This window comes from Enterobacter cloacae complex sp. IR5422 (genome assembly GCF_049238165.1).
GTDB classification, from domain to species: Bacteria; Pseudomonadota; Gammaproteobacteria; order Enterobacterales; family Enterobacteriaceae; genus Enterobacter; species Enterobacter roggenkampii.
Genome location: NZ_JBMKHT010000014.1, coordinates 42,183 through 57,137 on the forward strand (window position 1 = coordinate 42,183; position 14,955 = coordinate 57,137).

General features: G+C 58.0%; 9 protein-coding genes, 1 other RNA gene and 1 pseudogene. 5 read left to right on the forward strand and 6 right to left on the reverse strand.

Annotated features, from left to right (window positions below):
• The first annotated feature begins 103 nt into the window (after nt 1-103).
• On the forward strand, nt 104-733 hold the full coding sequence (locus ACOTXT_RS09315) for a helix-turn-helix domain-containing protein (RefSeq protein ID WP_025911639.1): 630 nt from the start codon (nt 104-106) through the stop codon (nt 731-733).
• 50 nt (nt 734-783) lie between these two features.
• On the opposite strand, the gene ACOTXT_RS09320 is transcribed toward ACOTXT_RS09315, so the two are convergent.
• The 3 genes from ACOTXT_RS09320 to ydiJ all read right to left on the reverse strand — a co-directional run bounded on the left by ACOTXT_RS09320 (nt 784) and on the right by ydiJ (nt 4,527).
• Nucleotides 784-978, reverse strand: a complete 195-nt coding sequence (locus ACOTXT_RS09320; protein ID WP_003857766.1) for a YdiH family protein — start codon at nt 976-978, stop codon at nt 784-786.
• Between the two features lie 85 nt (nt 979-1,063).
• Entirely contained in the window at nt 1,064-1,474 is a 411-nt protein-coding gene (gene menI, locus ACOTXT_RS09325) for a 1,4-dihydroxy-2-naphthoyl-CoA hydrolase (protein WP_021241102.1), read from the reverse strand.
• Nucleotides 1,471-4,527 (reverse strand): D-2-hydroxyglutarate dehydrogenase YdiJ, encoded by a 3,057-nt coding sequence (ydiJ, locus tag ACOTXT_RS09330; protein WP_045336106.1) that lies wholly within the window; start codon nt 4,525-4,527, stop codon nt 1,471-1,473. Before ydiJ ends, menI begins: the two co-directional genes overlap by 4 nt.
• A gap of 200 nt (nt 4,528-4,727) precedes the next feature.
• Between ydiJ and ydiK the strand changes: the two are divergent.
• Both ydiK and rprA read left to right on the forward strand, forming a co-directional pair.
• Nucleotides 4,728-5,843: pseudogene (gene ydiK, locus ACOTXT_RS09335) on the forward strand (AI-2E family transporter YdiK).
• A 207-nt stretch (nt 5,844-6,050) separates the two neighbouring features.
• Nucleotides 6,051-6,158, forward strand: an RNA gene (rprA, locus tag ACOTXT_RS09340) — antisense sRNA RprA.
• Between the two features lie 5 nt (nt 6,159-6,163).
• Here the strand turns inward: rprA and ACOTXT_RS09345 are convergent.
• From ACOTXT_RS09345 to ppsA, 3 genes are all read right to left on the reverse strand, one after another.
• The gene (locus tag ACOTXT_RS09345; protein WP_063930176.1) at nt 6,164-8,539 is read right to left on the reverse strand and encodes a glycoside hydrolase family 3 N-terminal domain-containing protein; all 2,376 of its coding nucleotides are present in this window, start codon (nt 8,537-8,539) and stop codon (nt 6,164-6,166) included.
• A gap of 54 nt (nt 8,540-8,593) precedes the next feature.
• Nucleotides 8,594-9,943 (reverse strand): MFS transporter, encoded by a 1,350-nt coding sequence (locus ACOTXT_RS09350; protein WP_421625304.1) that lies wholly within the window; start codon nt 9,941-9,943, stop codon nt 8,594-8,596.
• A gap of 234 nt (nt 9,944-10,177) precedes the next feature.
• Complete coding sequence (ppsA, locus tag ACOTXT_RS09355; RefSeq protein ID WP_023292664.1) at nt 10,178-12,556, reverse strand: phosphoenolpyruvate synthase; 2,379 nt, start codon at nt 12,554-12,556, stop codon at nt 10,178-10,180.
• Nucleotides 12,557-12,891: 335 nt separating this feature from the next.
• Here ppsA and ppsR point away from each other — a divergent pair, with 335 nt between their 5' ends.
• Both ppsR and aroH read left to right on the forward strand, forming a co-directional pair.
• Nucleotides 12,892-13,725, forward strand: a complete 834-nt coding sequence (gene ppsR / locus ACOTXT_RS09360; RefSeq protein WP_008500644.1) for a posphoenolpyruvate synthetase regulatory kinase/phosphorylase PpsR — start codon at nt 12,892-12,894, stop codon at nt 13,723-13,725.
• A 152-nt stretch (nt 13,726-13,877) separates the two neighbouring features.
• Complete coding sequence (gene aroH / locus ACOTXT_RS09365; RefSeq protein WP_333163757.1) at nt 13,878-14,924, forward strand: 3-deoxy-7-phosphoheptulonate synthase AroH; 1,047 nt, start codon at nt 13,878-13,880, stop codon at nt 14,922-14,924.
• Nucleotides 14,925-14,955: the final 31 nt, after the last annotated feature.

Sequence of the window (14,955 nt, forward strand, 5' to 3'; positions counted from 1 at the left end):
CCGGCAATCGCGTACGGTATCATGCAATAACAAGCAACTCGCTTACCCGCCCCAAAGAGAAGCGCTATAATTAGCCAGGTTTTTTTTAAGGCTGTCGGCAACCATGTCCCTTCCAGAAAAGTCTCAGCGGGGTTCTCCCCACGCGCAAGCGCTTATTTCACACCTGTTACCTGATTGCACAACGCGACATACCGCCCGCGGCGAGCGGCTGGACCTGCAGGTCAATGGTCAGGGCATGTGCTATTTAATTCTTGAAGGAACCATCGCCGTCTACAGAAGAAGCGATAACATGATGCTGTCTACGGCCCGTAGCCCTGCTGTTTTCGGCCTCGCTAACCTCACTGATATCTATTTTAGTGATTATCTTAAGACCGTCAGCCCGTGCCTGATCGGGACGATCACCACAGAAAGGGTGAATGCCATTATTAAAGAGAAGGCGCTTTGGGGACTGCTCTCTCAACAGCTCATGTATGTGTATAGCCGTCTCTATAACAACGTAATGCCGCAGGGCGCGCCAACGGCGTATGAGATGATTCGCCAGCAGTTAATGAAGCTGACGGAAGAAGAGGAGGGTTATCGGCTCAGCGTGACGGCGGAAAAGTATATCAGGGAGAAAACCCACCTCTCCCGCAGCGGCGTGATGCGCATTCTGGCGGATTTGAAAACCGGCGGATTTATCGAAATGGAAGAAGGCAGGCTTATCAAAATCAACAAGCTCCCCGCTAAATACTGAATCTCAGGCACAAAAAAGGCCGCAGTTGCGGCCTTTTCAACATTACTTTCTCAATGGACGTGAACGCCCAACCGCCAGGCAAAGTAGATCTCTTCTTTCAGCTCATTCGAAGAGAGCGCCAGCAAATCTGTAAATTCCAGCTCAAGCTGTTTCAGCTTTTTCAGGTACTGCGCCGGGGACAAATTGCTCTTATCGCGACGTAAATATTCAATTGCCAGCTGTGTTGGGGTTATTTCAGTATCCATGATGTCCTCGCTTATGTACAAAACCTGACCAGTATATCACAACCCGCTGGCTAGTTTTTGACCAAAGGCAAAACATCTGAAAACTTTACACAACCGCTGTCGTCAACCTTGAAGAGCAGCACAGGCGATCCTGCTCGTCGAGAATGTCAATCTGCCACACCTGGTGGCGACTGCCGGCGTGCAGCGCGCGGCACACGCCGCGCACGCGCCCGCTGCGTACCGAGCGGATATGATTAGCATTCACCTCAAGTCCGACCACCTTCTGCTCCCCTTCGGTACAGAGATATCCCGCCACCGAGCCCAGGGTTTCGGCCAGCACGACGGACGCCCCGCCGTGCAATAAACCAAACGGCTGGTGGGTGCGACGATCGACAGGCATGGTGGCCTCAATGTCATCGTCGCCAATGCGGGTGAACTGGATATCCAGCAGCCCCACCATATTCCCCTCGCCCATGGCGTTCAGCGCCTGCAGCGTCACGGCACGTTTCCAGATCATCCAATTATCTCCAGTAAAGCCTGCAATGGGTGGCGTACGCCGTTACCCTCTACCCGTTTCACCTGGCTGCGGCAGGAGTATCCCGTCGCCAGACAGCGGTTTCGCGGCAAGCGCTGCATCGCCTGATGCCAGGACAGCTCATAAATGCCGAGCGAGTTGGCGTGGTTTTTCACTTCGTGTCCGTACGTGCCGGCCATGCCGCAGCAGCCCACGCTAACGCTCTCCAGCTTCGCGCCGAAGCGGGCAAAGACGGACGCCCACTGCGCGGGGGCGCCAGGCAGCGCGGTGACTTCCGTGCAGTGTCCGAACAGATACCACGGCTCACCGCTGACGTCCTGAACCGCTTTGTCTTCCAGGGCCGTCGGCAGCCACTCGTGCACCAGCATGACGTGGAAATCACCGCGCTTATCGCCCAGCGTCTGCCTGTATTCATCGCGGTAGCACAGCACCAGCGCCGGGTCGACGCCGACCATCGGTATCCCGAGTTGCGCCACGCGGTTTAAGAAGTCAGATGTTTTCTGCGCGGTCTTCGCAAAGCGCGTCAGGAAGCCTTTTATGTGCTGCGCCTTGCCGTTGGGCGAGAACGGCAGCACAACCGGCTGATAGCCCAGCTTTTCCGACAGGCGGATGAAGTCCGCAACCACCTGGGCATCGTAGTAGCTGGTAAACGGATCCTGCACCACCAGCACCACCTTCGCTTTTTGCTCAGGCGTGAGCGCCTCCAGCTGCTCCAGGGTCATGTTCGCCGAACGATGCCCGACGAGCTGGCGCTGCAGAGACGGCACCGACAGCAGCGGCAGATCGACCATGCCGATATGCTTTTCGGAAAGCTTGCGCACCAGCGGCTGGTTGATAAAGAAGTTGAAGGTCTTCGGCGCGCGCGCCATCAGCGGCGCATAGCTCTCTACCGTCGCCACCAGATGGTCGCGCACCGGACGCAGATAGCGCGTGTGGTAAAGCTGCAGGAAGCGCGAGCGGAATTCAGGGACGTCGATTTTAATCGGGCACTGGGTAGAGCAGGCTTTACAGGCCAGACAGCCGGACATCGCCTCTTTCACCTCATGGGAGAAATCATACTCGCCCTTGTTGGCATGCCAGCTGTTGCGGGTGCGCTCAATCAGCGAGCGCAGGCTGGCCCGTTTTTCCGGCAGCTCCTGCTCCAGCTTGAGGGGATCGACGCCACGGTCGGCCAGCAGACGCAGCCACTCGCGCACCAGCGTCGCCCTCCCTTTCGGCGAATGAATGCGGTTGCTGGTGATTTTCATTGACGGACACATCGGGCTTTTCACATCAAAGTTAAAGCACAGGCCGTTGCCGTTGCACTCCATCGCGCCGCGCCAGGAGGAGCGTACCGCAATGGGGATCTGTCTGTCGTAGGTGCCGCGCTTGACGGCATCCACCTGCAGCATGGGGGCATCCACCCCTTCAGGCGGGCAGATTTTGCCCGGGTTGAGGCGGTTATGCGGGTCGAAGGCCGCTTTCACCTTGCGCAGCTCCGCATAGAGCTGTTCGCCGAAGAACGCCGGGCTGTATTCTGCGCGGAACCCTTTCCCGTGCTCGCCCCACAGCAGACCGCCGTATTTGGCGGTTAAGGCCACCACGTCGTCGGAGATCTGCTTCATCAGGATCTCCTGCTGAGGGTCGCACATATCCAGCGCCGGACGCACGTGCAGCACCCCGGCATCGACGTGGCCAAACATGCCGTAGCTCAGGCCGTGGCTGTCCAGCAGGGCGCGAAACTCGACGATATAATCCGCCAGATGCTCAGGCGGCACGCAGGTATCTTCGGCAAAAGGAATGGGCTTCGCGGCCCCTTTCGCATTGCCGAGCAGACCCACGGCTTTTTTACGCATCGCATAGATACGCTCAATCCCGGCCAGATCGTTACAGAGCTGCCAGCCGATCACGCCGCCTTCGCCCTGCGAAATCAGCTCATCCAGCCGCTGGCAGAGCGTGGTGACTTGGCTCTCAATCAGCTCCGCGTCGTCGCCAGCAAATTCCACGATGTTAAGACCGAGCATCTCTTTGTCCGGCACGTCGGTAATGAGATCGCTGACGGAGTGCCAGACAATATCTTCCCGTGCCAGGTTGAGCACTTTGGAGTCGACCGTCTCAACGGACAGCGCTTTCGCCTCCACCATAAACGGCGCATTGCGCAGCGCGGAGTCGAAAGAGTCATATTTGACGTTCACCAGACGACGCACCTTCGGCAGGCGGGTGATATCCAGCCGCGCCTCGGTGATAAACGCCAGCGTCCCTTCGGAACCGGTGAGCACGCGGGTTAAATCGAACTGGGTCAGGTCGTCGTTAAAGACGTGGCGCAGGTCGTAGCCCGTTAAGAAGCGGTTCAGTTTGGGGAATTTGTCGAGAATAAGCTGGCGGTTGTCGCGGCAGCGCTCCAGCACGGTACGGTAGATGCGTCCGCTGGCGGTGTTATCTTTACCCAGCGTTTCCGCCAGTTCGACCGGCATCGGCTGCGTATCGAGAATATCGCCGCCCAGCAGAACGGCCCGCACGCCCAGCACATGATCGGAGGTTTTGCCGTAGACCAGCGAGCCCTGACCGGAGGCATCCGTGTTGATCATCCCGCCGAGGGTCGCGCGGTTACTGGTGGAAAGTTCCGGGGCAAAAAAGTAGCCGTAAGGCTTGAGGTACTGGTTAAGCTGATCTTTGATAACGCCCGCTTCGACCCGCACCCACCCCTCTTCCGGGTTGATCTCAATGATGCGGTTCATATAGCGCGACATATCAACAATGATGCCCTGGTTCAGCGCCTGACCGTTGGTCCCGGTGCCGCCGCCGCGCGGCGTAAAGACCAGCGAGGCGAAGCGCTCCTGCGTGGCCAGCCGGGCAATCAGCGCCACGTCGGCCGTAGAACGAGGGAAAACGACGGCATCGGGAAGAAGCTGATAAATACTGTTATCGGTTGCCATCGTCAGCCTGTCGGCATAGTTCGTGGCGGTATCACCTGTAAAACCCTGTTGCTCCAGTGCCTGCAAAAAATTAAGCACCAGCTGAACGACGCCGGGTGCCTGGGAAATCTGTGGGATCATGACTGTCGACCCTAATTAGAGTAAGGTGAAATCGTTTGCGTTGTGTCCGGAAAGTTTTATCACATTTTTTTCTTATGTGCTTCGTAGAATTACGGGCAAAATCCGCCTGTCAAAAACCGCTGAGATCATTAATGATTAAAGAGATGCGGTTTTCCGTTCCCGCCAGCCGCGCTGGCGTTCTTTTAAGGAAAGTTTCATTTATGGTCAATCTTCGCCAGCCCAGGGATGTTGCGCAAATTTTGCTGTCGGTGCTGTTCCTGGCCCTCATGATCATTGCGTGTCTGTAGATTGTTCAACCCTTTATTCTTGGCTTCGCCTGGGCCGCGACCGTTGTCGTTGCCACGTGGCCTCTGCTGCTGCGCTTGCAGAAGCTGCTGTTCGGCCGCCGCGGGTTAGCGGTGCTGGTCATGACGCTGCTGCTGTTCCTGCTGTTTATTATTCCCATTGCGCTGCTGGTAAACAGTCTCGTCGACTCCAGCGGCCCGGTGATCCGCACCGTGACCAGCGGCGATCTCACGCTGCCGGATCTCGCCTGGCTGAACAGCATTCCGGTCGTGGGCGCCAAGCTCTACAGCGGCTGGCACAGCCTGCTGGAGATGGGCGGCAGCGCGCTGATGGCAAAAGTGCGCCCGTATATTGGCACCACCACCACCTGGTTTGTGGGTCAGGCGGCGCATATTGGCCGCTTTATGATGCACTGTACCCTGATGCTGCTCTTCAGCGCCCTGCTTTACTGGCGCGGTGAGCAGGTGGCTTTGGGCGTTCGTCACTTTGCCACCCGCCTGGCGGGCAAACGCGGTGACGCTGCGGTACTGCTGGCGGCGCAGGCCGTACGCGCGGTGGCGCTGGGCGTGGTGGTCACCGCGCTGGTGCAGGCGGTGCTGGGCGGTATTGGTCTGGCGATTTCCGGCGTACCGTATGCCACGATATTCACCGTTGTCATGCTGATGACCTGTCTTGCACAACTGGGGCCGCTGCTGGTGCTGGTGCCCTGCATTATCTGGCTCTACTGGACGGGAGATACCACGTGGGGAACGGTGCTGCTGGTCTGGAGCTGCGTGGTCGGTACCATGGATAACGTCATTCGCCCGATTCTCATCCGTATGGGCGCCGACCTGCCGCTGATCCTGATCCTCTCCGGGGTGATTGGCGGCTTGATTGCCTTCGGCATGATTGGCCTGTTTATCGGCCCGGTGCTGCTCGCCGTTACCTGGCGTCTGTTCTCCGCCTGGGTGCATGAAATTCCGCCGCCGGGAACGGATCCGGACGTGATTTTGAGCGAACTGGAAGAGCTGGAAGAGAAGAACACGCATTAAGTTTTTGCCGGGTGGCGCTAACGCTTACCCGGCCTACATTCCCCCACCCAATACTTTAACACTGCTAAAGTATTTATTCGTTGAACACTGGTCAGACCCGCAATTTCTGCACTCAATCTGCTCATAACCTCAAGAAATCTTTATATCTCTTTAACTATTGAGACGAATCCGATCGACGCTAAAAGCGGACATGCCTACTATTAGCACACGGTTATAAATCAACACCTTGATTTATAAGCATGGAAATCCCCTGAGTGAAACAACGAATTGCTGTGTGTAGTCTTTGCCCATCTCCCACGATGGGCTTTTTTTTATCCTGACTACGCGCGCGTAACCTCACAGGTACTGAGCATCCGCCACTCGGCAGGCAGCACCCGCGTTTCCCCGGTCACATTGACCGTCACCACCTGGCGGATATCCGCCGACGATGCGCCAACCTGCAGTTCAAACTCGCCCGGCTCAACGATGCGTTTCCCGTCGCGACGGGTGAAGTTGAACATCTCCACCGGCAGCGTAAAGCTGAGCGTGGCGGTTTGGCCCGGCGAGAGCGTGACGCGCTGGAAGGCCTTCAGCTCCTGGAGCGGCCGAACCTGGGTGGCGACCTTATCCCTGACGTAAACCTGCACCACCTCGCTGCCGCTGCGCTCTCCGGTATTGGTGATATCCACGCTCAGCGTCACCTCGCCGTCGACCGGCACGCTGCTTTCAGCGACGCGGGCAGCATTCCAGCGAAACGTCGTCCAGCCGAGGCCGAAGCCAAACGGATAACGTGAACCGAAGTGGAACGCAAACGGCGTGCCGCCGCTTTTGAGCTTGTGATTGTAGTAATACGGCATGGCCCCGGCGCTTTTCGGCACGCTCACCACCAGACGCCCCTGCGGCTCTGCCCGTCCCGTTAACACGTCCGCAATCGCCCAGCCCCCTTCCTGCCCCGGTGCCCACGCCACGATCAGCGCGGCCACCTTGTCCTCCAGGCCCTGAAGAGTGTAAGGACGCCCGCCGGTCATCACGACAATCACCGGTTTGCCCGTCGCCACCAGCGCCTCCAGCAGCTGCTGCTGAACACCCGGCAGATTCAGGGAATCGGTGTCGGAACCTTCCCCCACGGTACCGCTCTGGAACAGCCCGGCGAGATCGCCCACGCAGGCCACCACCACGTCACTCTCCTGCGCGGCGTTGACCGCCTCGGGGATAAGGGCGGTGCTTTGCGACACGGGAGACTGCTGCATCGGTTTACCGCCGCTGTCGCCCGGGAAGACCGGCGCACCCGCCATCCGTTTCTCGATGATGTGACACCCTTTCGCGTAGCGCACGTTCGATGCACCCAGGTACTGCTCCAGCGCCGCGCGCGGGGTCGTCACCTGCGAGGTCTCCTCCACCATATCGCTGATGATCAGATGCACCGGAAAGCTGTAGCCGCTGAGCAACGCCAGCGGATCGTCTGCCGTCGGCCCCACCACCGCCACGCGGGGTTTACCATTCAGCGGCAGAATGCCGTTGTTTTCCAGCAGCGTGACCGATTTTGTCGCCACCTCCCGCGCCACCTGGCGGGTCGTCTCATTTTGCAGATCGATGCCGTTTTCATCGGCATACGGGTTCTCAAACAGGCCGAGGCGGAATTTTTCGGTCAGCACACGGCCCACGATCTCATCCACCTTCACCATGGAAATCAATCCACACTCAACGGCGTCTGCCAGATGCCGCGCGCAGTCATCTTTCGGCAGCTCAACGTCCAGCCCGGCGTTGAAGGCCAGCGCGGCGGATTCGGCCGCATCGTGGGAAATCCCATGATGCTGGTGTAGGAGGCTGACGCCGCCGTAGTCCGCCACAATAATGCCGTCGAAGCCCCACTGTTCGCGCAGGATGGTGGTCAGCAGGAAGCTGTCGCTGTGCCCCGGCTGGTTATCGATATCGTGGTAGGCGGGCATGACCGAACCGGCGTTTGCCAGCTTCACCGCCATTTCAAACGGCAGCAGGAAGGTGTCGTTCAGTTCGCTAAAACCCAGATGTACCGGCGCATGGTTGCGCGCCCCTTCGCTGAACGAGTGACCCACGTAGTGCTTGAGCGTCGCCAGCAGGTCGCGCTTATCGCCCTGTAAGCCCTTCACGTAGGCGGTCGCCATCACGCCCACCAGCCAGGGATCTTCCCCGAAGGTCTCTTCGGTTCGCCCCCAGCGCACGTCGCGGGAAACGTCCAGCACCGGCGCCAGCCCCTGCTGGCAGCCGACGGATCGCGCCTCTTTGCCAATCTGCTCTGCCGCGCGCTGCACCAGCTCCGGATCCCAGCTCGAACCGTAGTTCAGCGACGACGGGAACAGCGTGGCGTCTTTGCACAGCAGCCCCACCAGGCACTCTTCATGGAACAGGGCCGGAATGCCGAGGCGCGTCTCCTCCATCATCATGCGCTGCAGGCGGTTAGCGGCGCGCACGCCGGTTTTCGCGTCAACGATATGGGTACCCAGCGGACGGGTGATCTGCCCGACGCCCAGCTTCAGCCGTTCGCTCAGTGCAGCCTGCTCGCTCACGCCGGCGAATTCGTCGCTCAGATCGCTGCGCTCGCGGTGGTTGCCGTTTTCATCGAGGATCAGCCAGTACGCATGCATCTGGGCGAACTTCTCTTCCGGGGTCATACGCGCCAGTAAATCGGCGACGCGCTCGTGCACGGGACGTCCCGCGTCCTTATAGATAGCTGTCATGTTTTACTCCTGTAGTGCGGAAGGGGTTGCCGGGCTGAGCGGCCCTGCTTCGGGTCACACCTCACGCTTGCTGGCCAGCTCCCGGGCGATGGAATCCACCAGCCGGCTGTTAAGCTTGTAGATTGAAAGCAGCGCGACCATGCAGAGGAACAGCGCGCAAGGGATAAGGGTAAACAGGGCGTTGATCGTAGAGAGCACGTGCGGCGCCTGGGCTGCCTGTCCCGGGGCGTAATCCACCATGCCAAGCACCCAGCCGACGACCGCGCCACCCAGCGCCAGCCCAAATTTGATGGCAAACAGCGCGGTAGAGAAAACCAGCCCGTCCAGGCGGCGGCCGCTGCGATGCTCTTCGTAATCGACCACATCGGAGAACATGGTCCACTGCAGCGGCGTGGTGAGGTTTTGCACAAAGCTAAAGACAATGTTGAGGCCAAAAATCAGCCACACCTGCGAAGGCGGCAGGAAGAAAATCAGCGCCCCGAAAATGACGAAGGAAATAATGGTCCACTGGTAGGCACGCACGCGGTCAAATTTCCCCAGCAGCCGTTCAGATAATAGTGCGCCGCTTAAGGAGGCGACCATTCCGGAAACAATAAAGGCAAAAACCAGCTCCGGGCGCAACAGCACATAGTTCACGTAATACATCGTGGCGGAACCGCGCGTTACCACCGCCGTTAACAGCAAAATATTAAACAGGAACACAATGCGCCACTGGCTGTTTCCGGCCAGCAGTTTTAAATCGGTGAGCATCGAGCCGGAAGTATCACTGCGCGGAGAATAACGCTCGCGGGTCATCAGGAAGCAGCAGAAAAACAGCACAATGCCCAGCAGCCCCATCAGACTCATGGCGTAGAAATAGCCTTTCTGCACGTTGCCCTGGCCTAACAATGAGACCAGCGGCAGGGCAATCACCGTCACAATCAACCCGCCGATAAACGACAGGCCAAAGCGCCACGACTGCAGGGAGTGACGCTCGCGCGGATCCAGCGTCAGCGAGCCGGGCATGGCGCAGTAAGGCACGTTAATGGCGGAGTAAATCAGGCTTAAGATCGCGTAGGTCAGGCAGGCATAAACGATTTTCGCCGTCGGCCCCACGTCCGGTACATAGAAAGTAATGAGGCAGCTCACGCCAAACGGAATGGCAAACCACAGCAGCCAGGGACGGAAACGGCCGTGGCGCGTTTGAGTGCGATCCACCAGCGCGCCAATGCACGGGTCGACAAACGCATCGACCACGCGCACCACTAAAAACATGGTGCCCATGATTGCGGCGGGCAGCCCAAAAACGTCCGTATAGAAATAGGCGAGAAATAACGTTGCCGTTTGCCAGACCAGCGCGCTGGCCATATCACCTAAGCCATAACCTATTTTATCTTTGGTACGCAATACAGAGGAGAGTGTCATTGTTATTTGCCTTTTTATCAGGTTAAAACGTATTTCAACCAGTTGCGCATCATCTGAAGGGAAATGCGCATGTAAGGCTCAAGTATTAGCAACGGTTTGCGCGCTAACAATTGTCTAAATTGACAGGCAAATTATGATATTTAGTTTTTTACTTTATTTGTGATGGGGAGCATATTCGGGCGGAAATAAAAAAGGCGAGGAATAATATCCTCGCCTTTTCGGGTCAGCGTGGCGTTACTTGTTCAGTTCCGCCAGGCTCAGCCAGGTTTGCACCACGGTGTCCGGGTTCAGGGACAGGCTATCGATCCCCTCCTCCATCAGCCAGGCGGCAAAGTCTTCATGGTCGGATGGCCCCTGACCACAAATCCCGACGTATTTGCCCTGCTTCTTCGCCGCGCGGATGGACAGGGAGAGCAATGCTTTCACCGCCTCGTTGCGCTCGTCGAACAGCTCGGAGACCACGCCGGAGTCGCGGTCCAGACCCAGCGTCAGCTGCGTCATGTCGTTCGAGCCGATAGAGAAGCCGTCGAAGTGCTCCAGGAACTGCTCGGCCAGCAGGGCGTTGGACGGAATTTCGCACATCATGATGATCTTCAGCCCGTTCTCGCCGCGCTTCAGACCCTGACGCGCCAGTTCGTCAACAACCGCTTTCGCCTGATCCACGGTACGCACAAACGGGATCATGATTTCGACGTTGGTCAGCCCCATGTCGTTGCGCACGCGCTTCACCGCATCACATTCCAGCGCGAAGCAGTCGCGGAAGCTGTCGGACACGTAGCGTCCGGCCCCGCGGAAGCCCAGCATTGGGTTCTCTTCTTCCGGCTCGTAGCGCTCGCCGCCCACCAGGTTGGCGTATTCGTTAGACTTAAAGTCAGACAGGCGCACAATCACGCGTTTCGGATAGAAAGCGGCACCCAGCGTCGCGATCCCTTCGGTCAGACGGCCGACGTAGAACTCTTTCGGCGAGTCGTAGCCTTTCATCATCTCGCGGATTTCGTTCTGCAGCTTCGGCTCCTGGTCGTCAAACTCCAGCAGCGCACGCGGGTGAACGCCGATCATACGGTTGATGATAAATTCCAGGCGCGCCAGGCCTACGCCTTCGTTCGGCAGGCAGGCGAAGTCGAACGCGCGGTCCGGGTTGCCGACGTTCATCATGATCTTCAGCGGCAGGTCCGGCATGGTATCCACGCTGGAGCTCTTCACGCTGAAGTCGAGGATATCGGCATACACGTAGCCGGTATCGCCTTCGGCACAGGAGACGGTCACGTTCTGTCCGTCCTTCATGCGCTCGGTAGCATCACCGCAGCCGACAACCGCAGGAATCCCCAGCTCGCGGGCAATGATCGCCGCGTGGCAGGTACGACCGCCGCGGTTGGTAACGATAGCCGCCGCTTTCTTCATGATCGGTTCCCAGTCCGGGTCGGTCATGTCGGTCACCAGCACGTCGCCGGGCTCAATGCGGTTCATCTCGCTGATGTCGTGGATCACCTTCACCGGACCGGCACCGATGCGGTGACCGATAGCACGGCCTTCCGCCACGATTTTGCCCTGGGCGTGCAGCGTGTAACGCTCCATCACCTGACCGCGTGAGCGAACGGTTTCCGGGCGCGCCTGCACGATAAACAGCTTGCCGGTGTTCCCGTCTTTCGCCCATTCGATATCCATCGGACGGCCGTAGTGTTTTTCGATCTGCACCGCCTGCTTCGCCAGCTCCTGCACTTCGGCGTCGGTCAGGGAGAAGCGGTCGCGCTGCTCCTGCGGTACATCTTCAATTTTAACCTGCTTGCCATGCTCCTGGGTCGGGGCATAGATCATGCGGATTTTTTTCGAGCCCATGGTGCGGCGCACCACCGCCGGACGGCCAGCGGCCAGCGTAGGCTTGTGAACGTAGAATTCGTCAGGGTTTACCGCACCCTGCACAACCATCTCACCCAGACCCCACGCGGAGGTGATGAACACCACCTGGTCGAAGCCGGATTCGGTATCAATGGAGAACATCACGCCGGATGAGCCCACGTCCGAGCGCACCATGCGCTGTACGCCAGCGGAGAGCGCCACGCCGCGATGGTCGTAGCCCTGGTGCACGCGATAGGAGATGGCGCGGTCGTTGAACAGGGAAGCAAACACGTGCTTCACCGCCACCAGCACCGCATCGTAACCCTGGACGTTCAGGAAGGTTTCCTGCTGCCCGGCAAACGAGGCGTCCGGCATGTCTTCTGCGGTGGCTGAAGAGCGCACGGCAAAGGAGGCCTGCGCGTCGTCAGCGGAGAGCTGGTTGTACGCGTCGTGAATGGCTTTTTCCAGTTCCGGCTGGAAAGGTGTGTCGATGATCCACTGGCGGATCTGCGCCCCGGCTTTGGCAAGCTCGGTCACGTCATCAATATCCGTTTTATCCAGCAGGTCGTAAATGCGCTGGTTAACACCGCTCTGGTCTAAAAACAGGTTAAAGGCATCGGCGGTGGTGGCAAACCCGTTCGGTACGGAGACACCCATACCCGACAGGTTTGTAATCATTTCACCCAGGGAGGCATTTTTGCCCCCAACTCTGTCTACATCATTCATGCCGAGTTGGTTATACCAAAGCACCAGCGGTGACGAGCCATTGTTGGACATCGAAACAATCCTTTTGTGATATTTGATCGGAGTAAGAAACACCTGACTACGTATTTATACTGGCATAATTATTTCCGCTAAAAAAACGGTGAATCGTGTAAGCAATTTAAATTTTCAACTTTTCGGATACTTTCCCATCAACGATTAACCCGATGATTCCTCTATATTCAGCCAGAAACCCCAAAAATAAAGTCGCTATTTGAAAAATGAAATCCACTTTTCAGGAAAATCAAAAACAGCGTTTCATTCATAATTAGGATAAGTTCTTTGCTGTGTAAATTACTTTTTTAATTTATGCTTTCAGACAATTACGTCTGATATTCAGGGTGGGTAAAATGGATAGTGCTGTCGATCGTCACGTTTTTTATATTTCTGATGGTACGGCGATCACCGCCGAGGTGCTGGGCCACGCGGTGATGTCGCAGTTTCCCGTATCGATCAACAGCATCACGCTGCCGTTTGTCGAAAATGAGAGCCGCGCCAAAGCGGTGAAGGACCAGATCGACGCCATTTACCAGCAGACCGGCGTCCGCCCGCTGGTGTTCTACTCCATCGTGATCCCCGAGATCCGCGCCATCATTCTGCAGAGTGAAGGCTTCTGCCAGGATATCGTGCAGGCGCTGGTGGCTCCGCTGCAAAGCGAGCTGAAGCTCGACCCAACGCCTATCGCCCACCGTACCCACGGGCTGAACCCCGGCAACCTGACCAAGTACGACGCGCGTATCGCCGCCATTGACTATACCCTCGCGCACGACGACGGCATCTCGCTGCGTAATCTCGACCAGGCGCAGGTGATCCTGCTTGGCGTGTCGCGCTGCGGCAAAACGCCGACCAGCCTCTACCTGGCGATGCAGTTCGGCATTCGCGCCGCCAACTACCCGTTCATCGCTGACGATATGGATAACCTGGTGCTGCCCGCCGCCCTGAAGCCGCTGCAGCACAAGTTGTTCGGGCTGACCATCAATCCGGAGCGCCTTGCCGCCATCCGCGAAGAGCGCCGCGAGAACAGCCGCTACGCCTCCATGCGCCAGTGCCGGATGGAGGTCTCCGAAGTGGAAGCCCTGTACCGCAAAAATCAGATCCCGTGGCTGAACAGCACCAACTACTCTGTGGAAGAAATTGCCACCAAAATTCTCGACATCATGGGGCTTAATCGCCGCATGTACTAATATGCTAGTACATTAGCTCAGATTCAGGTATCATCATCGGCAACCACGGGGCTATGTCGCCCCGAACTTGAAATCAGCAGGGATTGGTTTAAGGTGATGCCCATCACTTCCCGGTAGTCTGCCGATGAAGCAAAAATTTTCTGAGACATTCCATGAATAAAACCGATGAACTCCGCACTGCGCGCATTGACAGCCTGGTCACGCCGGCTGAACTGGCCCAGCGGCATCCTGTTTCCGCTGCCGTTGCGGAACACGTGACGGCCTCCCGCCGCCGCATTGAAAAAATCCTCAATGGTGAAGACAAGCGTCTTCTGGTGGTGATTGGTCCCTGCTCCATCCACGATCTGGATGCCGCGATGGATTATGCAAAACGGCTTCAGGGCCTGCGGGACAAGTATCAGCACCGCCTTGAGATTGTGATGCGAACCTACTTTGAAAAACCGCGGACCGTGGTGGGCTGGAAAGGGCTGATTTCCGACCCTGACCTCAACGGCAGCTATCGCGTGAACCACGGCATCGAGCTGGCGCGGAAGCTGCTTTTGCAGGTCAACGAGCTGGGCGTGCCAACCGCCACCGAGTTCCTTGATATGGTGACCGGGCAGTTTATCGCCGATCTGATCAGCTGGGGCGCGATTGGCGCACGCACCACCGAGAGCCAAATCCACCGCGAGATGGCCTCCGCCCTCTCCTGTCCGGTCGGCTTTAAAAACGGGACCGACGGCAATACCCGTATTGCGGTTGATGCCATCCGCGCGGCCCGTGCCAGCCACATGTTCCTGTCGCCGGACAAGAGCGGTCATATGACCATCTACCAGACCAGCGGTAACCCGTACGGGCATATCATTATGCGCGGCGGGAAGAAGCCCAATTATCATACACAAGATATTGCGGCGGCCTGTGAAACGCTGGCGGAATTCGACCTGCCGGAACATCTGGTGGTGGACTTCAGCCACGGCAACTGCCAGAAGCAGCATCGCCGCCAGCTGGACGTCTGCGATGAGATCTGCCAGCAGATCCGCAGCGGTTCAACCGCCGTTGCAGGGATTATGGCGGAGAGTTTTATCAAAGAAGGCGCGCAGAAAATCGTTGCTGGCCAGCAGATGGTATACGGCCAGTCGATCACCGACCCGTGCCTGAGCTGGGAAGACAGCGAGCTGCTGCTGGAGAAGCTGGCTGCAGCCGTGGACACGCGCTTTTAACATCCTGCCGGGTGGCGCTGCGCTTACCCGG

Coding starts and splice junctions, on each gene's coding strand:
- ACOTXT_RS09350 (WP_421625304.1), bottom strand. CDS start 9,943: ATGACACTCTCCTCTGTATTGCGTACCAAAGATAAAATAGGTTATGGC.
- ydiJ (WP_045336106.1), bottom strand. CDS start 4,527: ATGATCCCACAGATTTCCCAGGCACCCGGCGTCGTTCAGCTGGTGCTT.
- ACOTXT_RS09315 (WP_025911639.1), top strand. CDS start 104: ATGTCCCTTCCAGAAAAGTCTCAGCGGGGTTCTCCCCACGCGCAAGCG.
- ppsR (WP_008500644.1), top strand. CDS start 12,892: ATGGATAGTGCTGTCGATCGTCACGTTTTTTATATTTCTGATGGTACG.
- ACOTXT_RS09345 (WP_063930176.1), bottom strand. CDS start 8,539: ATGACAGCTATCTATAAGGACGCGGGACGTCCCGTGCACGAGCGCGTC.
- ACOTXT_RS09320 (WP_003857766.1), bottom strand. CDS start 978: ATGGATACTGAAATAACCCCAACACAGCTGGCAATTGAATATTTACGT.
- menI (WP_021241102.1), bottom strand. CDS start 1,474: ATGATCTGGAAACGTGCCGTGACGCTGCAGGCGCTGAACGCCATGGGC.
- ppsA (WP_023292664.1), bottom strand. CDS start 12,556: ATGTCCAACAATGGCTCGTCACCGCTGGTGCTTTGGTATAACCAACTC.
- aroH (WP_333163757.1), top strand. CDS start 13,878: ATGAATAAAACCGATGAACTCCGCACTGCGCGCATTGACAGCCTGGTC.